The organism is Pantoea sp. EA-12 (assembly GCF_030053355.1).
Classification (GTDB): Bacteria; Pseudomonadota; Gammaproteobacteria; order Enterobacterales; family Enterobacteriaceae; genus Pantoea; species Pantoea vagans_C.
Map to the genome: position 1 here is coordinate 138734 of NZ_JASGBY010000004.1, position 18932 is coordinate 157665.

Here is an 18932-nt window from a genome sequence, read left to right on the forward strand (position 1 = left end):
TATGAAATAAATTCGTAGGGTCGTCATTTATGACGACCTTTTTTTTTAATGCAGTGCCTGGTCCCGCAACCAATCCCTAAACAAGGTGATCTCGGCATCATGCTGCCGCGACAGCTTGGTCATCATCCAGGTGGCACGATCCGCGCGCACAAAGCCCAAAGGCGCAATCAGCGTCCCGTCACTCAACTCCTGTCGAACCAGCAAGCGCGGTGCCATGATCACCCCCAGGCCATTTCTCGCCGCCTGAATCCCTAACGTCAGATTATCGAAATGCTTGCCAACCCAGAAATTGCCGCGTGCGCCGCTGGTCTTCGCCCATTCCGCCCAGGCATGCAGGCGCGTATCGGCATGCAGTAACGGCAGTGAGGCCAAATCCTGCTCGTTTTGAAAACGTGCCGCGAACTGAGGCGCGCAGAGCGGGCCAATGTAGTCATCGCTGATCAGCGTGGCATCGATATCCTCATCCGGCGTTTGCTCATAGCTGAGAATCAGCAAATCGGTATGTTCGCTGCGTAGATGATCAATCTCGCCCAGCGGCTGAAACTGGACTTCGATATCCGGATAGCGTTGATAAAAACTGCTAATACGTGGGATCAGCCATTGCGCGAGAAAACTCGGTGCGCAAGAGACGCTGAGGTGGTGGCGCATGCCGGTGCGAATGCTTTCGCAGGTCGTCGAGAGTTCACTAAAGGCTTTCTGACAGCTCACCAGCAAACGTTCGCCGTGTGAGGTTAATTTGACGCGTCCATTGGTGCGCACAAACAGAGGCTTACCCATCCAGCTTTCCAGCTGTCGAATCTGATGACTGATGGCGCTATGAGTCACATGCAGACGCTCGGCCGCAACGCTAAAACTGCTGTGCAGGGCTGCCTGGTGAAAATAGTGCAGTGCACGTAACGACGGAAGCGCGGTCATACTCATCCCCTGTGTAAAAACCTAACAGGGATTGTCAGTTTATATCATTTTAATGTCCAGCCGCATTGGCCTAACCTTTCCCCCAGATTCTGGCGGGTTGACGGAAGGCCTTCTCTGTGTTTAACGCGGCTAATGTGCCCCTCAATTCGCGACCACACACAGCATCATAATAATAGAGAAACCTCTCGCGATGGATCACCAACATGCTACTGCCAGGGCGGCGGCAGCGCGCGATCGACTTCGCGGCTTGCTATCCCGTCATTACCGGCTGGAAAATTACGACCTCTTTTTTGCACCCTCTCTGCATATTGCACGGGTGCTTCTCTCACAGCTATTCCTGCGTCAGGAACAAGCACGCAACCAAACACGCTATGCCTCGCACTATCCCGTAAGCGAACTCAGTGTTCTGCCTTCATTACCCATGATGGCGGGCAATATCGCCTTTGTTGAGCACGTAGATATGCAACAGGGTCGCGTGCGGACACTGGCTGAGTGCCAAAGCCAGGGCGTGACGGATGCATCCGAATCCTTTGCTACCTTGCTGCACAAACGTTTAGTGAGCGATGCGCGTTTGTTTGTAACACGTCTTGACCGCCACGCGGCATTGAGCAGTGACCTGGTGCTTATCGCCCTGAAAACCAATGATTTCAGTACGCTGGTACGCAGTGAGCTGCGCTTGTTTGAGCAGGGACTGGCGTTCGGTGAGGCGTTGGATCAGGCGCTGATATTGATGGAAAATAGCGACTGGCGGCCGTTTAACATCGCAAGCGTGGATAACATCACACTTGATGCCCCCGTTGAGCTGCAATCGATTCAGCAACACGGGCTGCCGTTCGCGCTGTTCCCGCTACCTGCAGGCCTGAAGCTGGCCGAGTTACCGCAGGATATGCAGCTGTTGCCGACTCAGCAGCGTCTGCGGCTGCATGCCAGCGTACGCGGCAGCGTTAATAAGAACCAAAATATGACGCCGACACTGAAAAAACGCCTAAAAGAAGTGTTAAGCGTTAGCCGCAATTCCTAAAAATGGGCGCTCCGCTGGTGTTGGCCGTCAAAGCAGGTCAAAGTGAAACCTTTCATCGGAAGCGCGCCCGTTTCCTTGTGGTGCGCGGGTCATAATGGTATGTTCTTGGCCTTCTCAGATTGATCAATGCGATTCGCAAGGGGAATTACGCAATGCGTATTATTCTGCTCGGGGCACCGGGCGCAGGTAAAGGCACTCAGGCTCAATTCATCATGGAGAAATACGGTATTCCGCAAATCTCTACCGGTGACATGTTGCGTGCGGCAGTAAAAGCAGGCACCGAACTGGGCCAACAGGCGAAAGCCATCATGGATGCCGGTAAACTGGTGACTGACGAGCTGGTGATTGCGCTGGTTAAAGAGCGTATCGCGCAGGAAGACTGCAAAAACGGTTTCCTGCTCGATGGCTTCCCACGCACTATCCCGCAGGCTGACGCCATGAAAGAAGCAGGCATCAACGTGGATTTCGTGCTGGAGTTTGCTGTACCGGACGAACTGATTGTGGATCGTATTGTGGGACGTCGCGTACATACGCCGTCTGGCCGCGTTTATCACGTCACTTACAACCCACCAAAAGTGGAAGGTAAAGATGATGTGACCGGCGAAGAGCTGACCACGCGTAAAGACGACCAGGAAGAAACCGTGCGTAAGCGTCTGGTGGAATACCATCAGCTGACTGCACCGCTGATTGCTTACTACAGCAAAGAAGCAGCAGACGGTAACACCCAGTATCACAAGATCGATGGCACCCGTAAGGTTGCTGAAGTGAGCACGCAACTGGCCGGTATTCTCGGTTAACCCGACATACTTCAATGTGCAGGCGCGTTGGCTGCTCTCGTTTGCCACCTTCCTGCCATTTGAATGATTAAGGGTTGTGCTATAAAGGGTCGGTTGTCCGGCCCTTTTGCAGCAATTGCTTTCCCCTCCCACGATTTCCGCTACAATTTCCCTCGATTTTGACCCATTCGTTTCGACATCAAGGAAATACAATGAGGCAAGAAAAGCCCGGGGTTTTGCTGGTTAATTTAGGCACACCAGATGCACCCACTACACCAGCGGTTAAGCGCTACCTGAAACAATTCCTTGGCGACCCGCGCGTGGTGGATACGCCACGTTGGTTGTGGTGGCCGATCCTGAATTTTGCCATCTTGCCGTTCCGATCGCCGCGCGTCTCGAAACTCTACGCGTCCGTCTGGATGGAAGAGGGCTCACCGCTGATGGTGTTCAGTAAACGTCAGCGAGATGCGCTCGCCCAGCGGCTGGATATGCCGGTTGAGTTGGGAATGAGCTACGGGCAACCGAGCCTTGACGGTGCGGTGCAGCGTTTGCTGGCGCAAGGCGTCACACAGCTGATTGTGCTGCCGCTCTATCCGCAGTTCTCCTGCTCAACGGTCGCTGCAGTGTGGGATGGCCTGGCCGCCAGCTTCAAGCCGCTGCGTTCGTTGCCTAGCGTTGCCTTTATCCGCGATTATGCGGAGCATCCGGCCTACATCGCGGCACTGAAAGCCTCGGTACAGCGCTCCTTTGCGCTGCACGGCGAACCCGATCTGTTGGTGCTCTCTTATCACGGCATTCCGCAGCGCTTTGCGGACGAAGGCGATGATTATCCGTTGCGTTGCAAAGACACCACGGATGCGCTGGCCGCCGCGTTAGGCATTGCGCCGCATAAAATTATGATGACGTTCCAGTCACGCTTTGGCCGCGAGCCGTGGTTAACGCCGTATACCGATGAAACCATGCAAGGTTTGCCAGCCAAAGGCATCAAGCATGTGCAGGTGATGAGTCCAGGTTTTGCCGCAGACTGTCTGGAAACACTGGAAGAGATCAGCGAGCAGAACTGTGAGTTCTTCCTGCATGCGGGCGGCGAGAAGTTTGAATATATCCCTGCGCTCAACGCCGATGACGAGCATATCGAGATGATGGTGCAACTGGTTAACGCACGCCGATAAAGTGATGACAGAGAGTGTGATATCATTCTCTGTCAGATTTCCCTTACGGCAGCCACGATGAAATTTCCCGGCAAACGCAAATCCAAACACTATTTCCCCGTCAACGCGCGCGACCCGCTGCTGCAAGCCACGCCTCAAGAGCAGGAAGAGGGCAGTTGGGTGGTCGGTATCGACCAAACGCTGGTGGATATTGAGGCTAAAGTCGATGACGCTTTCTTACAGCGCTATGGCTTGAGCGCCGGTCATTCATTGGTGATTGACGATGCCACCGCCGAAGCCTTGTATGACGAACTGATGCGTGAAGGGCTGATCAGCCATCAATTTGCCGGTGGCACCATCGGCAATACGCTACACAACTACTCTGTTCTCGCGGACGATCGTTCGGTGCTGCTTGGCGTGATGTGTAATAACATCCAGATTGGCGGCTACGCCTATCGCTATCTGTGCAATACCTCCAGCCGTATGGATCTCAACTATCTGCAAGGCGTCGATGGCGCGATTGGCCGCTGCTTTACGCTGATTGGCGAGCAGGGCGAACGCACCTTTGCCATCAGCCCCGGCTTGATGAACCAACTCAAGGCTGACAGCATTCCAGAAGCGATGATTGCCGGTGCTTCAGCACTGGTACTGACCTCATATCTGGTGCGTTGCCAACCCGGCGAACCGATGCCTGACGCGACGCTGCGCGCCATTGAATACGCGAAAAAGTATAACGTGCCGGTGGTGTTGACGCTGGGCACCAAATACGTGATTCAGGATAACCCTGAGTTCTGGCGTGATTTCCTGCGCGACCATGTCTCGATTGTGGCGATGAACGAAGAGGAGGCCTTTGCCTTAACCGGTGAACAAGATCCGCTGCTGGCGTCGAACATGGCGCTGGATTGGGTGGATCTGGTGCTGTGTACCGCCGGACCAACCGGCTTGTATATGGCGGGTTTCACCGAGGAAGCATTCAAGCGTAAAACCAACCATCCGCTGCTGCCGGGAGCGATTGCTGAGTTTAACCAGTTTGAATTCAGCCGTGCGATGCGGCACCAGGATTGCCAGCAGCCGCTGCGTATTTTCTCGCATATCGCGCCATACATGGGCGGACCCGAGAAGATCATGAACACCAACGGCGCGGGTGATGGTGCGTTAGCGGCGCTGCTGCACGATATCACCGCCAACAATTTCCACCGCCAGAAAGTTCCGAACTCCAGCAAGCATGCGCGCGAATATCTCACTTATTCGTCGCTGGCGCAGGTGTGTAAGTATGCGAACCGGGTGAGTTATCAGGTGCTTAATCAGCACTCTCCACGCCTGACGCGCGGCCTGCCGGAAAGGGAAGACAGTTTAGAAGAGTCGTATTGGGATCGATAACCTTGGTGTAGCGGCGCAATTCATTGCGTATCTTTTAAAACCGCGCGATAAATCGCGCCGCTACACGCCAAATTTGGCTGGTTAAATCGGGCACTCACGCACAATCGGTTGCTCGGCAATCTCTTCCTGCAACACGTTCAGCATACTGTTGGCAATTTCACGTTCGCCCATCACCACGCGATTGGCTCCGCGTTCAATGATGTAATTCACTTCATCGTCATAATGCGCGCGCGCAATGATCTCGATATCCGGGCGTTTCTCGCGGGCGGCGGTGACGATCTCACCCGCTTCATAGCCATTCGGGATGGTCAGCAGCAGCCAGCGGGCGCAATCGAGTCGGGCTAATTCCATGGTATCAACACGTGCCGCATTGCCCAGCACCGCTTTGATACCTTGCTCGCGCAGCGCTTCGACGCGTGGTCGAGAGTTTTCCACCACCACTAACGGCACATCCGCTTCCAATAATTTCTGCCCCAGCAAGCTTCCCACGCGTCCGTAACCGACGATCACCGCATGGTTGCAGATATCCACCGGAATCTGCTTCTCATCTTCAATGGCTTCTTCCAGCGTCTGCTCTTCGATGGTTTCAGTCTTCTCGAGATAACGTTCCAACAGGGTGAACAGAATCGGGTTCAGCATAATGGAGAGAATCGCGGCAGCCAGTACCAGATTGCGGCCCTCATCACTCAGCATGCCGAGCGAAATCCCCAGACCTGCCAGGATAAAGGCGAACTCACCAATCTGAGCCAGGCTCACGGAAATGGTCATAGCAGTGCGGCGTGAGTGACCGAGCAGGGTGACCAGCAGCCAGGCGGCGATGGATTTACCCAGCACAATGATCGCCAGCGCACCCAGCACGGCGAGTGGCTGTTCGACCAAAATCATCGGGTCGAACAGCATGCCGACGGAGACAAAGAACAGCACCGCGAACGCATCGCGTAGCGGGAGCGTATCGTGGGCGGCGCGATGGCTGAGTTCAGATTCGTTCAGCACCATACCGGCGAAGAAGGCGCCGAGCGCAAAGGAGACATCGAAGAATTCCACTGCGCCAAAGGCGATGCCCAGCGCCAGCGCCAACACCGACAGGGTAAAGAGTTCACGCGAGCCGGTGGCGGCACTTTTGGCCAGAATCCACGGCACCACGCGGCGGCCAACTACCATCATCAACACCATAAAGGCGACGACTTTGCCGATGGTCAGCATCAAATCCCACAGCAGCAGCGACGGGCTGGCGTTCCCTTCCTCCAGCATGCCTGCAATCGCGGGCAGCAGCACCAGCGTCAGCACCATCACTAAATCTTCGACAATCAGCCAGCCGATGGCGATTTGTCCGCGCTGGCTGTCAATCAGTTGGCGCTCTTCCAACGCACGCAGTAACACCACGGTACTGGCGGTCGAGAGGCACAGACCAAACACTAAGCCGGTCATCCAGGACCAGCCCATGGCCCAGGAAAGCCCCATCCCCAGCAGCGTAGCGACCGCAATCTGCGCGACAGCACCGGGAATGGCGATCGACTTTACCGACATTAAATCTTTCAGGGAAAAGTGCAGACCAACGCCAAACATCAGCAGAATAACGCCCAGTTCGGCTAACTCAGGGGCAAGATTGGTATCGGCGACAAAACCTGGCGTGAAAGGACCGGCGAGCACGCCAGCCATTAAATAGCCCACCAGCGGAGAAATACGCAGACGATTCGCCAGCATACCAAGGAGAAAGGCGAGGACCAGGCCCCCGACAATGGTGGTGATCAACGGTGTGGTGTGATGCATGCCTGTCTCCTTGTATGCAAATGTATCCGCTTGTAACAACCTAGTGTAATGCACAATCCTCCACCGCGTTTAAACATTTGAGCGGTGAAAAGCGAAAAAATTGAAAAAATGAGAAGAAAACGCAGCTGAAGCAGCATTTTCCTCAGTTATCTCAAGCTATCGGCAGGATTTACGCAGAGTAAGGGGGGGCGATGGAAAAAAGTTGCCCCCCAAAAGCGGTTCAGGCGTGGCGGTTATCAGGCAGGAAAGCGGTCAAAAGGCCAATCAAAGGCAGCCAGGCACAGATTTGATATACCCATTCGATGCTGGTGTGGTCAGCTACCACGCCAAGAACGGCGGCACCCAGGCCGCCCATTCCAAAGGCAAAACCGAAAAACAGCCCTGAAACCATGCCGATACGTCCCGGCATCAACTCTTGCGCGTAGACCAGGATAGCGGAAAACGCCGATGCCAGAATCAAACCAATGATGACGCTTAATACGCTGGTCCACATCAAGTTGGCGTGCGGCAGCAGCAACGTAAAGGGCGCGACACCCAGAATCGAACACCAAATCACGTATTTACGCCCAATCTTATCGCCAATCGGCCCGCCAATAATGGTGCCGGCCGCCACTGCACCGAGAAAAGCAAACAGGTGGAATTGGGACGCTTGCACCGAAAGTCCAAATTTCTGCATTAAATAGAAGGTGTAATAGCTGCTCAGGCTGGTGAGATAGAAGTATTTGGAGAAAATCAGCAGCAGCAGGATGCTAATGGCAAAAGCGACTTTCTTACGCGGCAGTACACTGACCGGTGCAACGGCGGGTTTCGCCTTGCTGGCACGATGCTGGTGGCTGTACCAGCGGCTCACCTGCAACAACACAATAATGCCGAGCAGTGCCACCAGCACAAACCAGCCCAAATGACCTTTGCCGTAAGGCGCGACGATCATCGCCGCCAGCAGTGGCCCTAATGCGCTTCCAAAGTTACCGCCCACCTGGAACAGCGACTGCGCCAGTCCGTGACGTCCACCAGAGGCCATACGCGCCACGCGAGAAGATTCCGGGTGAAACACGGAGGAACCGCTGCCCACCAGCGCGGCCGCCAGCAACACCTGCGGATAGGTTGAGGAGAAGGTCAATAACACCAGTCCACACAGGGTAAAACCCATGCCGACCGGTAGCGACCAGGGCTTAGGGTATTTATCCGTGTAGTAGCCAATTAGCGGTTGCAGTAATGACGCGGTGACCTGGAAAGTCAGCGTGATCAGACCAATCTGCACGAAGTTAAGGCTAAAATCCTTTTGCAGCATTGGGTAGATCGCCAGCAGCAGCGATTGCAGCATATCGTTAAGCAGATGCGCGAGGCTGATGGCACCTAAAATGCCAAAAGCAGTGCGTCCCGGCGCACGCGCTGGGGTTGCGATTTCACTTGCCATAAAAAATCCTGAGAGTGCGTTTATCGTTATCAGTTTGTTAATACCTGAGTGACTCTATAAGCCTTTGGTCTTGAGTTAAAGTGCCATCTGTGCGACACAGATGAGTGATAAAGCACATTAAGTCCACGGCTAAGTGGAAAAACGCAGAATAAGGAGATCGGCTTTGTTGTCATTACCGCGGAAAGGGCGCTGGTTAGCGCTGATCGTGCTGTTACTGCCGATGCTGGCGCAGGCCTGGCAAACGGATCGAACTTATCGTTTTAGTATTCTGCACACCAACGATCATCATGGTCGCTACTGGCCAAATGCGCAGGGCGAATACGGCCTGGCCGCGCAGAAAACGCTGATGGATAAACAGCGTTATGATGTGCAGGCGCGGGGCGGTGGCGCATTGATCCTTTCCGCCGGGGATGTGAATACCGGAGTGCCGGAGTCTGATTTATTAAACGCAGAACCCGATATCCGTGGCATGAACTTGATTGGTTACGATGCCATGGCGCTCGGTAATCATGAATTCGACAAGCCGCTCAGCGTGCTGCAAAAGCAGCAGAAGTGGGCGAAATTTCCGTTCCTCTCCGCCAATATCTATCAAAAAGGCACCGATCAGCGTTTGTTCAAGCCGTGGGCAATCTTTAACCGCATGGGTTTGAAAATTGCGGTGATTGGACTGACCACCACCGACACCTTAAAAATCTCCAACCCGGAAAACATTGCTGAGATCGATATTCGCGATCCGGTCAAAGAGACAGAAAAAGCGGTGGCAGAATTGCGCGCCAGCGAGAAACCCGATGTCATCGTGGCCTTAACCCACATGGGTCATTATGACGATGGCCAGCATGGTAGCAATGCGCCGGGCGATGTGGAGTTAGCGCGCAGCCTGCCGCCGGGCACCATCAATGTGATCATCGGCGGACACTCGCAAGATGCGGTGTGCATGGAAAAAGAGAACGTCAGCGTCAAAGATTATCAGCCGGGCCAGCCTTGCCAACCCGATCGGCAAAATGGCGTGTGGATCATGCAGGCGAAAGAGTGGGGCAAGTATGTCGGGCGTGGCGACTTCACTTTCCGTAACGGTGAGCTGACGCTGGACAGCTATCAGCTGATCCCGGTGAATCTCAAGCATGAGGTGAAAAACCTCGATGGCAGCGTTTCCTGGCTGACCTGGCAGGAAGAGATCCCGCCTAACAGCGCCATGATGAAACTGCTGACGCCGTATCAACTGCGCGCCGCTAAGAAGCTGGATGTCAGCGTGGGCAGCAGCGATGGGGTATTTGTCGGTGAGCGCGACAAGGTGCGCTTTGAACAAACCAATCTCGGTCAGCTGATTTTGCGTGCGCAGATGGCCGCGACCCAAGCGGATTTTGCGGTGATGAGCGGGGGCGGCATTCGCACCTCATTAGCGGAAGGCAAATTGAGCTGGCGCGATCTGTTACAGGTACAGCCGTTTGGTAATCAGGTGGTTTCCGTCACCTTAACCGGCAACGAGCTGCTGAGTTATCTCGCGACCGTGGCGAATATCAAACCCAACTCCGGCGGCTTTGCGCAGTTCAGCAACATCAGTCTGGTGGCGGATGGTAAAGCGGTCAGCGATGTGAAGATCAATGGCGAACCGCTGCAAAAGGACAAAACCTATCGCATGGCCACCAACAGTTTTAACGCCAGCGGCGGCGATGGATATCCGCAGATTGAGAGCCATCCAGGATTTAATAACACCGGGCTGCGTGATGCTGACGTGCTGCGTGATTACGTCAGCCAGCACTCACCGCTTAAAGTGGCTGATTATGCACCCACAGGGATCACGCATCTGACGGAAGCGCAGGTGCAGGAACGAGATAAAGCGCAGGAGAAGCCAAGGAAGCGCAGCTATCCGCAGGCCATCCTGGCGTGGATCTGGCCGCGCGCGGCGCATAATTAAACCGCTAAGCCGTCTGGTCGCCATAAATGGCGACCCGACAACGTCATACGGATTCGGCGTGGGATCATTGATTGGCAAACCGGGCACATGGGTAACAGTTAACGCCGTGCCATTGTACGGTGCGCATTTATGCGCACCGATGGATTATGCCTGGCAGGACTTTTGCCCAACCCAGCGCTGGCGCATCTTATCCCACATCCAGTTATACGCCATGGTATAAGGCAGGAAGAACAGAAAGAACGCCACTTCCAGCACGAACGCTTCCAGCAGCGTAATATTCAGCATCCATGCCGCAATCGGCAGGCCAATCACGATAAAGCCCCCCTCGAAGCCCAGCGCGTGCACCGCACGCAGACCCAGACCGCGTTTCACGTGCGGCGGCCAGATGCGATCAAAACCGCTGTTATAGATCATGTTCCACAGCATAGCGACGGTGGATAACATAATCGCCAACGCGCCCATCTGAAACAGCGGTTTATCCATCACCCAGGCAGCCAGCGGTGCAACAGTTAAAATCGCCAGCACTTCAAATCCTGCGGCATGACAAAAACGTTCTTTCAGCGAACGGGTACGCATAAAAACCTCCTTTCTGGTTACGCCGCGTATTTTCTCACCGTGAAATGCTAAGATAAAATGATTACCTATCGATAAAAGCGATGGTTCACCATGAAATACTCCCCAGAATCCCTTGAGGCCTTTGTGCAGACGGTGGCCAGCGGATCTTTTTCTGCGGCGGCACGCGCACTGGCGAAAAGTCAGTCCACCATCAGCAGTGCGGTGGCGAATCTGGAAGATGACTTAGGTTTCACCCTGTTTGATCGCAGCGGGCGTCAGCCGGTACTGACGGAACAGGGGCAACGTGCGCTGGCTCAAGTACAGCAGATTCTGGCGGCCAGCCAGCGGCTGGATGAACTGGCCGCGCGATTGTCACAAGGGGTTGAGCCACGGCTGAGTCTGGCGATCTCAGATTTCTGGCAGGCGGATCATCATGAAAATCTGCTGAACCGCTTCGAATCTCGTTATCCGGACATCGAATTTGAGTGCATGATCGCTGAAGATGCCGATGCGCTCGACCTGCTGCAGGCTGGGCGCGTCCATTTGGGCGTGGTGCGGGCGCAACCACAGCTCCCGCCCGATTTGGCGGTGGCACGTTTACAGGTGGGGGCGCAGATGGCGATCTATCTGCATCAGGATCACGCGCTGTCGCAGTTAAAGCAGGTTAGTGAAGCGCAACTGGGCGAGTTACGCCATCTGCGGCTGAATACCTGGGTGCAAAATCGTGAACCGTTGCCTGCCGGGCGCGTATGGTCAGCCCCTTCCTATTTGCTGTTGCTGGAAATGGCAGAGCAGGGCTTCGGCTGGAGTGTGTTGCCGCGTTGGCTGGTGGAGCAGTTTGGTCATCAGGTATTGAAAGAGTTGCCGATACCTGGCTGGCCGCAGCGCATTGCGGTGGATGTCATCTGGTCGCGCCGCAATCCGCCCGGACCGGCCGGACGCTGGATGATCGATCAACTGTGCGCGCAGCAGCCCAGTTAATCGCGACGTGCGACATCCGCCAGACTCGCATCCAGCAGACGCGCCAGATCCTGTGCGGCCAGTTCAATATCCAGCCCGCGCTTGCCACCGGAGATAAAGATGGTGGCAAACTCGCTCGCCTGATGATCGATCACCGTCGGAAGACGCTTTTTCTGCCCTAAAGGACTGATGCCACCCACCAGATAACCGGTTACGCGCTGTGCCAGCTGTGGATCGGCCATATCGGCTTTTTTCGCTCCCAGCGCTTTCGCCACTTTTTTGAGATCGAGCTGGGAAGAAACCGGAGTCACGGCCACCGCCAGCGCTTTAGCATCACCGTTTAGCGCCACCAACAGGGTCTTAAACACCTGTCGCGCATCCAGATTGAGCTTGCGCACCGCTTCGTCGCCAAAGTTGGTTTCATGGCTGTCATGGTCGTAAGGATGCAGCGTAAATGCGACCTTTTGTTTTTCCAGCAGTTTTACAGCGGGTGTCATATTCGTTCCTTGCGACAAAAATTCTTAATTCAGATTGGACGAAAATTACTGGCGAAATTCTGAACTTTGCGCGAGAATTGGCCCGCGCCAGTAACCCTGGTGATAACCAAAATCATAAACAAATTCCTCTTTGACGGGCCAATAGCGATATTGGCCTTCTTTTTTTGTCATCAAGCTGAAGCATTCGCTATGAAGGTCGCCATAAATGGCAACCCTACATCCGTGCGAGTCGTAGGGTGCGCATTTATGCGCACTTATTATCAACGTCGCTACGATTTCAATAATCCCGGCAAATTGTCTTCGCCGTACAGATGCAGTGCTCCCACGGCCACCACATAACGGCCTTTTGGCAGCGCCAGCAGCAATTCACGCCAGTGCTGATTGCGATGACGCATTAAAGTGTCATTAAGGTCGCTGCTAAAAGTTGTGGGCAGCGCCACCGGCTGCTGACTGGGCGGGGCGTCCAGCCACCAGCTGATCATGGTTTGCAGCAACCGCGCATTGGTATGCCAGTGTTCCAGCGTATCCAGCAGCAGCGGCAAGCCATCCTGCGGCAATGATTTCAACAACGCGATCTGCGTTTCTGGGCCTTCCAGTTCGATAATGCGCTTATTGGCCGCTTTCGCCGCTATCAACAGCTGATAATCAATGCCGTATTGCGGGCGTAATCCAAGGCGCTGCGCCTGCTGAGCTTGCAGCATCAAGGCGATTTGCCAAAAGGGCAGGATGTCAAACATGCCCATCGACAGTGAAAGCTCATCACACAGGGCATCCAGCCGTTGCAGGACGTCTGCATCAAGGCGCAGGGCCAGCGGGGGATGCATATCGTCATTGGTGAAGGGCGATGCCCCTTGGGTGATATCCGCTTCCACAATCAGCGCATCGGCTTTGTTGAGCTGCCGCAATAACCCCTCGGGCAGCGGCTGCATATCGCGCGTACCCATGTGAATGCTGCCAGCCAGATGCAGGCGGCGGTCACCTAATTGCATATCCATCGCCGGCCAGCTGTAACGCGCCGGGAAAAGGGTAGCGGCCAGTTGCTGAAGGCTTTGCCACAGACTGCGTCTCATGCCCTGCCCTTTTAGAGTCAAAAATCCATGCTAGCGATTTCACTCGCTGAAAAACAGGGCAGAGAGGGCGATTACCGTTGTGAAGGTTTAAACCGCAACAAACGGTTAGCGTTGCTCACCACCGTAATCGACGACAGCGCCATGGCCGCACCTGCAACAATCGGGCTGAGCAACATTCCGGTAAAGGGATACAGCACGCCAGCGGCAATCGGAATGCCAAAGCTGTTGTAAATAAACGCCCCCAGCAGATTCTGACGCATATTCCGCAGCGTGGCGCTCGACATCGCCAGCGCGTCGGCCACGCAGTGCAAATCATTGCGCATCAGCGTCATAGCGGCGGTCTCAACGGCCACATCACTGCCGCCGCCCATGGCGATCCCCACATCGGCTTGTGCCAAAGCGGGCGCATCATTGATGCCATCGCCAACCATCACCACTTTGCGCCCTTGCTGCTGCAGCTGGCTAATCGCCTGCGCTTTACCTTCGGGCAACACGCCGGCAATCACTTCATCAATCCCGGCTTCTGCGGCAATCGCCTGCGCAGTTTTCGGGTGATCGCCGGTCAACATAATCAGCCGATACCCCAACTGATGCAGGCGCTGCAACGCGGCTTTGCTCTCTGGGCGCAAACTGTCACGCAGGGCGATAAGACCCAGCAGTTGACGATTATCCGCCAGCAGCACCGGCGTAGCACCTTGCTGCGCGAAGCGTTCGATATCGGCCTGCGCGGCCGAATAATCGATCTGCTGTTCGTCCAGCAGCACCTGATTGCCGAGCCACAGTGTTCTGCCTGCGACTTTAGCGCTAATGCCTTTGCCGCGTATTGTACGAAATTGCTTTGATGGCTCCGCGTTGATGTCTGGTGCTGCCGCCAGAATCGCTTTTGCCAGCGGATGGCTTGAGCCTTGTTCTAACTGTGCGGCAGCGCTCAGCACCTGCTGGCGGTTCCAGTCGCCATACAACAGCACATCACTGACCTCTGGTGTGCCGCGCGTCAGAGTCCCGGTTTTATCAAACACGATAGTGTCGACTTCGCTGGCGCGCTGCAGCGCATCCGCGTCCCGCACTAACACGCCAAGTTCCGCAGCGCGACCGACGCCTGCAATCACTGACATCGGCGTGGCTAAGCCCAAGGCGCAGGGGCAGGCGATGATCAGCACCGTGGTGACGATCACCAGGGTGTAGGCGAGTTGTGGCTGCGGGCCGACCAGATACCACACCAGACCGCTCAACAGGGCGATGGCGACCACCACGGGCACAAACACCGCCGAAATGCGGTCCGCCAGTCGGCCAATTTCTGGCTTGCTGCTTTGTGCCTGACGCACCAGATTAATGATGCGCGCCAGAGTGGTATGGCTGCCAGTAGCGCGCGCCACAAAGCGCAGCGTGCCATCTTGCACCAGCGTTCCGGCATAGACTTTATCACCCGGCTGTTTAGCTTGCGGTACGGCTTCACCCGTCAGCATCGCTTCATCAAACCAGGCTTCGCCGCTTTCGACTTCACCATCCACCGGTACGCGATCGCCCGTTACCAGTTTCAACAGCATGCCGGGCTGGACTTCGCTCAAGGGCAGTAAGGTTTCGCCCTGATCGCTAATGACGCGAGCTTGCGCGGGCGTCAGATCCAGCAGACGTTCCAGCGCTTTTGATGCCCGCTGGCGTGCACGCTGCTCCAACGCATGTCCGAGGTTAATTAAACCAACAATCATTACGCTGGCTTCAAAATAGAGGTGTCGCGCCTGCATCGGGAAAAACTCGGGCCACAGCGCCACGCTCATGGAATAGAGCCAGGCCGCACCGGTGCCCAAGGCGACTAAGGTATCCATGGTTGCCGTGCCGTGACGCAAACTGCGCCAGGCGCTGCGATAAAAATGGCCGCCGGCGATCACCATTACCAGCAGAGTGATGAGGCCGAGCGAGCGCCACAAGGTTTGATTGGCGTCGCTCAGCATCATGTTGTCGCCGAGCATGCCCCAGATCATCAGCGGCACACCAAACAGCAGAGCCAACGCGGCCTGCCAGCTAAAGCGGCGCATGGCTTGCTGCGCACTCACTTGCTGACGTTCACGCCGCGTTTGTTCATCATCGATCACTTCGGCAGAGTATCCCGCCGACGTCACCGCGCTCATCAGCGCATCAGCGGGTGCCTCGCCCAGCACCAGCGCGCTGCGCTCACCGAGGTTGACGCGTGCCTGACTGACACCGGGCACTTTTTGTAACGCCTGTTCCACCCGGCTGACGCAACTGGCACAGCTCATGCCGCCAATCAGCATATGGTGGACAGGAAGGTTTTCAGCTGCCGGTTGGGTATGTGGCTCCGTTGCCAGTGCCTCCGGCGGCGGCGCTACGGCTGGCAACGGTTTAGGCTTTGGGCTGTCTACCGCTGTGGCGTGATAGCCTGCCTGTTCAACAGTTGCAATCAGATCGTCAGCGCTGGCCGCACCGATGACGCGCGCTTCCTGCTGGGTGACTTCAGCCTGTTCGACATCGTCGCGCTGCTCCAGCGCTTCTTTGACCCGTTTGACACAGTGGCCGCAAGACAAGCCGTCCAGCGCCAGTAATTGAGTGTGTGACATAGGTAACCTCTTCATCTGTCGGTGATAAATTTACATCCTGCATATATTTGGGTTGCAGGAGGGCAGCAAGTGGATAAATCCCCAGGCGCTTACTTATGTAAGTGACTGAGGTGAAGCCACGCGGCTAACGCACCTGTACCAAGAGTAGGCCCCATGAGGGGGCTTGAATTATGATGGAGATAAGCGTAAACCTTCCATTCAGGGGAAGGTCAAGAGGTGAAAAATGAACATCAGCGATGTAGCAAAAAAGACCGGGCTGAGCAGTAAAGCCATTCGATTTTATGAAGAGAAGGGCGTGGTGACGGCCCCGTTACGCAGTGACAACGGTTATCGCAGCTATGCAGCGCACCATATTGATGAACTCAATCTACTACGCCAGGCGCGTCAGGTCGGGTTTACGCTGGAGGAGTGCCGCGAGCTGGTGACGCTGTTTAATAATCCTGCCCGCCACAGTGCGGATGTGAAAGCCCGCACCTTGAAGAAAGCCGATGAAATCGCCGCGCATATCGAAGAGCTGCATGCGATGCGCGCGCGGCTGCTGGAACTGGCGGAGGCATGCCCGGGTGATGACAGTGCCGAGTGCCCAATCATCAATCATCTGGCGGGATGCTGTCATCAGGCCGAAGGAAAACGTGGCTGAATCAGCAGCGTAATGCCCACCACACCGGTCACGATCACCGGCGTACCGGCGGGAAGATCTTCCTTGGCCTGTACGCGCCAACTGCTGTCACCAATGCGCACATGGCCTAAGCCATCTTTCAGGGCGTTATCCAGCGTCAGCTGCATTCCGATCAGCTGAGAACCGCGTTGATTAAGGGTATTTGGCTGTTGCGATACTTCCCGATAACGCATCCAGCGATACCAGAAAAACACGCACAGTAGTGTGAGTACGGCAAACAGCGCCCCTTGGCTGGTCCACGAGAAGGGGAATAACCACTCGATCAGACCGACCAACACCGCTGCCAGTCCGCTCCACAGCAGGTAACCGCTGGTGCCGAGCATCTCAGCCGCCAGCAGCAGGCCGCCGAGAGTGAGCCAGAACCAGTGTGGATGGGCAATCAGTTCCATCAGGATCACGGTTTACGCTCCTGACGGCTCTCCTTCAGCAGTTCACTGATACCACCAATCGAACCGAGCAGGCTGCTGGCATCCAGTGGCATCATCACCACTTTACTGTTGTGGGACTCGCCAATTTTTTGCAGGGCATCGGTATATTTTTGTGCCACGAAGTAGTTCACCGCCTGAATGTTCCCGGCGGCAATCGCTTCGGACACCACGCGTGTTGCGTTGGCTTCCGCCTGCGCCTGACGTTCACGCGCTTCAGCCTGCAGGAAGGCTGAGGTTCGTTCACCTTCCGCTTTAAGAATTTGCGACTGCTTATCCCCTTCGGCACGCAGAATGGCCGCCTGACGCACGCCTTCTGCCGTCAGGATGTCAGCGCGTTTGGTACGTTCCGCCTTCATTTGCGCGTTCATCGCCGCAATCAACTCCTGCGGTGGTCGCACATCGCGAATTTCGATACGGGTGATTTTGACGCCCCATGGATTGGTGGCTTCATCCACAATGTGCAGCAGGCGGGTATTAATGTTATCGCGCTGCGACAGCATCTCATCCAACTCCATGCCACCCAGCACGGTACGGATGTTGGTCATGGTGAGATTGAGGATCGCCAGCTCAAGATTGCTGACCTCATAGGCGGCGCGCGCCGAGTCCACCACCTGAATAAAGCACACGGCATCAATGGTGACGTTGGCGTTGTCTTTGGAGATAATTTCTTGCGAAGGGATATCGAGGACTTGCTCCATCATGTTGATCTTACGACCAATACGGTCCATGAAGGGCACCACTAAACTCAGACCGGGCGGAAGGGTTTTGGTGTAGCGACCAAATCGCTCTACCGTCCACTGAAAACCTTGTGGCACAATTTTTACGCCTGCCCAGACTGTCACTAACGCGAGCACGATAATGACGGGAATCACAGTCAACATATAACCTCCTGGTTGTCAGATTTTCGGGCCGAGTCGCTTCGGCCCGTTTAACGCGCGGTACCGATCAGTACAGCAGCGAGTAAAGCTGGCGGCGGTAACGAGTCGCGAGGGCATCGCCAGTGCCGAGGGCAGCTAAAATCTCCTGGAACATCTTACGAACCTGACCTTCACCCGCGCTGAGATCGCTTTTCAGGAAGCTGAACAGCAGATCCAACGCTTCTTCATTGCGGCCTACCTGGTGCAGCTGTAATGCAAGTTTAGCAGCCAACTCAGCATTCGCGGGCTCACTGGTCAGCTGTTCCTGCAGTTGTTGGATCTCCGGTGTATCAGCAGCTTGTTTCAGCAATTCAATTTGTGACACCAGGCTTTGATAGCGCGTGTCTTGATCCTGCAACGGCACCACCGCCAGCACGGTTTCGGCCTCTTCACTGCGGTTGAGGGTGATAAGCACTTCAGCCAGCAGGAAACCGATTTCGCTGTTCTGGTTGCTGAGCTGCCAGGCATCTTTTAGCAGTGGCAGGGCATCTAAGGGTTTACCTTCGTCGAGCAGTTGCATCGCCTGCTGCGCTTTTAGCTCTTCCTCACGCGGCAGAACTTTCTGCAGCAGAGCGCGGATCGCCTCTTCCGGCTGTGGACCCTGGAAGCCATCAACCGGCTGGCCGTTCTGGAACAGGTATACGGTGGGAATGGAACGCAGACCAAACTGTGCTGCCACTCGCTGCTCTTTATCGCAATCCAGTGAGGCCAGAATGAACTGACCGGCATATTCCTGCGCCAGACGCTCCAGAACCGGCGTCAGTTCCTGGCAGTGTTGGCTGCGATCGGACCAGAAATAAAACAGCACCGGCAACTGCATGGATTGCTCCAGCGTCTGTTGCAGGTTGGATTCGTTGATGTCGATAATCAAAGCCTGTGACATGAATACGTCTCTTTGCAGAAAG

17 protein-coding genes are annotated in these 18932 nt (G+C 55.5%); 7 read left to right on the top strand and 10 right to left on the bottom strand.

What is annotated here, in order from left to right:
* Positions 1-45: 45 nt before the first annotated feature.
* Positions 46-915 carry a LysR substrate-binding domain-containing protein gene (locus QMZ30_RS07830; protein ID WP_283226937.1) on the bottom strand — a complete coding sequence of 290 codons (870 nt, stop codon included), beginning with the start codon at positions 913-915 and terminating at the stop codon, positions 46-48.
* A 190-nt stretch (positions 916-1105) separates the two neighbouring features.
* Between QMZ30_RS07830 and QMZ30_RS07835 the strand changes: the two genes are divergently transcribed.
* The 4 genes from QMZ30_RS07835 (at position 1106) to QMZ30_RS07850 (ending at position 5243) form a co-directional block, all read left to right on the top strand.
* Positions 1106-1936: a DUF6024 family protein gene (locus QMZ30_RS07835; protein WP_283226938.1), complete on the top strand. Its 831-nt coding sequence runs from the start codon at positions 1106-1108 to the stop codon at positions 1934-1936.
* A gap of 152 nt (positions 1937-2088) precedes the next feature.
* Positions 2089-2733 carry an adenylate kinase gene (adk, locus tag QMZ30_RS07840; RefSeq protein WP_039330101.1) on the top strand — a complete coding sequence of 215 codons (645 nt, stop codon included), beginning with the start codon at positions 2089-2091 and terminating at the stop codon, positions 2731-2733.
* Between the two features lie 191 nt (positions 2734-2924).
* Positions 2925-3884, top strand: a complete 960-nt coding sequence (gene hemH / locus QMZ30_RS07845; protein ID WP_283226939.1) for a ferrochelatase — start codon at positions 2925-2927, stop codon at positions 3882-3884.
* Between the two features lie 57 nt (positions 3885-3941).
* Complete coding sequence (locus QMZ30_RS07850; protein ID WP_283226940.1) at positions 3942-5243, top strand: inosine/guanosine kinase; 1302 nt, start codon at positions 3942-3944, stop codon at positions 5241-5243.
* Positions 5244-5324: 81 nt separating this feature from the next.
* Here the strand turns inward: QMZ30_RS07850 and ybaL are convergent, their stop codons facing one another.
* Positions 5325-7013: a YbaL family putative K(+) efflux transporter gene (gene ybaL / locus QMZ30_RS07855; RefSeq protein ID WP_283226941.1), complete on the bottom strand. Its 1689-nt coding sequence runs from the start codon at positions 7011-7013 to the stop codon at positions 5325-5327.
* A 220-nt stretch (positions 7014-7233) separates the two neighbouring features.
* Positions 7234-8430 (bottom strand): MFS transporter, encoded by a 1197-nt coding sequence (locus tag QMZ30_RS07860; protein ID WP_283226942.1) that lies wholly within the window; start codon positions 8428-8430, stop codon positions 7234-7236.
* A 220-nt stretch (positions 8431-8650) separates the two neighbouring features.
* Here QMZ30_RS07860 and ushA point away from each other — a divergent pair, with 220 nt between their 5' ends.
* Complete coding sequence (gene ushA / locus QMZ30_RS07865; RefSeq protein WP_502921469.1) at positions 8651-10345, top strand: bifunctional UDP-sugar hydrolase/5'-nucleotidase UshA; 1695 nt, start codon at positions 8651-8653, stop codon at positions 10343-10345.
* Between the two features lie 144 nt (positions 10346-10489).
* Here the strand turns inward: ushA and QMZ30_RS07870 are convergent, their stop codons facing one another.
* Positions 10490-10921: a multidrug/biocide efflux PACE transporter gene (locus tag QMZ30_RS07870; RefSeq protein ID WP_283226944.1), complete on the bottom strand. Its 432-nt coding sequence runs from the start codon at positions 10919-10921 to the stop codon at positions 10490-10492.
* Between the two features lie 90 nt (positions 10922-11011).
* On the opposite strand from QMZ30_RS07870, the gene QMZ30_RS07875 reads away from it, so the two are divergent.
* Positions 11012-11881, top strand: a complete 870-nt coding sequence (locus QMZ30_RS07875; protein ID WP_283226945.1) for a LysR family transcriptional regulator — start codon at positions 11012-11014, stop codon at positions 11879-11881.
* On the opposite strand, the gene ybaK is transcribed toward QMZ30_RS07875, so the two are convergent.
* From ybaK to copA, 3 genes are all read right to left on the bottom strand, one after another.
* A complete protein-coding gene (gene ybaK / locus QMZ30_RS07880) occupies positions 11878-12357 on the bottom strand; it encodes a Cys-tRNA(Pro)/Cys-tRNA(Cys) deacylase YbaK (protein WP_039330581.1) in 480 nt (159 codons plus the stop codon). The two genes, QMZ30_RS07875 and ybaK, sit on opposite strands and share 4 nt — an antisense overlap.
* A 269-nt stretch (positions 12358-12626) precedes the next feature.
* On the bottom strand, positions 12627-13427 hold the full coding sequence (locus QMZ30_RS07885; RefSeq protein WP_283226946.1) for a TraB/GumN family protein: 801 nt from the start codon (positions 13425-13427) through the stop codon (positions 12627-12629).
* Positions 13428-13498: 71 nt separating this feature from the next.
* Positions 13499-16003 carry a copper-exporting P-type ATPase CopA gene (copA, locus tag QMZ30_RS07890; RefSeq protein WP_283226947.1) on the bottom strand — a complete coding sequence of 835 codons (2505 nt, stop codon included), beginning with the start codon at positions 16001-16003 and terminating at the stop codon, positions 13499-13501.
* 223 nt (positions 16004-16226) lie between these two features.
* Between copA and cueR the strand changes: the two genes are divergently transcribed.
* Complete coding sequence (cueR, locus tag QMZ30_RS07895) at positions 16227-16643, top strand: Cu(I)-responsive transcriptional regulator (RefSeq protein WP_039330578.1); 417 nt, start codon at positions 16227-16229, stop codon at positions 16641-16643.
* On the opposite strand, the gene QMZ30_RS07900 is transcribed toward cueR, so the two are convergent.
* From QMZ30_RS07900 to QMZ30_RS07910, 3 genes are all read right to left on the bottom strand, one after another.
* Positions 16619-17077, bottom strand: a complete 459-nt coding sequence (locus QMZ30_RS07900; protein WP_283227103.1) for an NfeD family protein — start codon at positions 17075-17077, stop codon at positions 16619-16621. The genes cueR and QMZ30_RS07900 overlap by 25 nt on opposite strands.
* A complete protein-coding gene (locus tag QMZ30_RS07905) occupies positions 17077-17991 on the bottom strand; it encodes an SPFH domain-containing protein (RefSeq protein WP_283226948.1) in 915 nt (304 codons plus the stop codon). Before QMZ30_RS07905 ends, QMZ30_RS07900 begins: the two co-directional genes overlap by 1 nt.
* A 64-nt stretch (positions 17992-18055) precedes the next feature.
* Complete coding sequence (locus QMZ30_RS07910; protein WP_283226949.1) at positions 18056-18910, bottom strand: thioredoxin family protein; 855 nt, start codon at positions 18908-18910, stop codon at positions 18056-18058.
* Positions 18911-18932 lie beyond the last annotated feature (22 nt).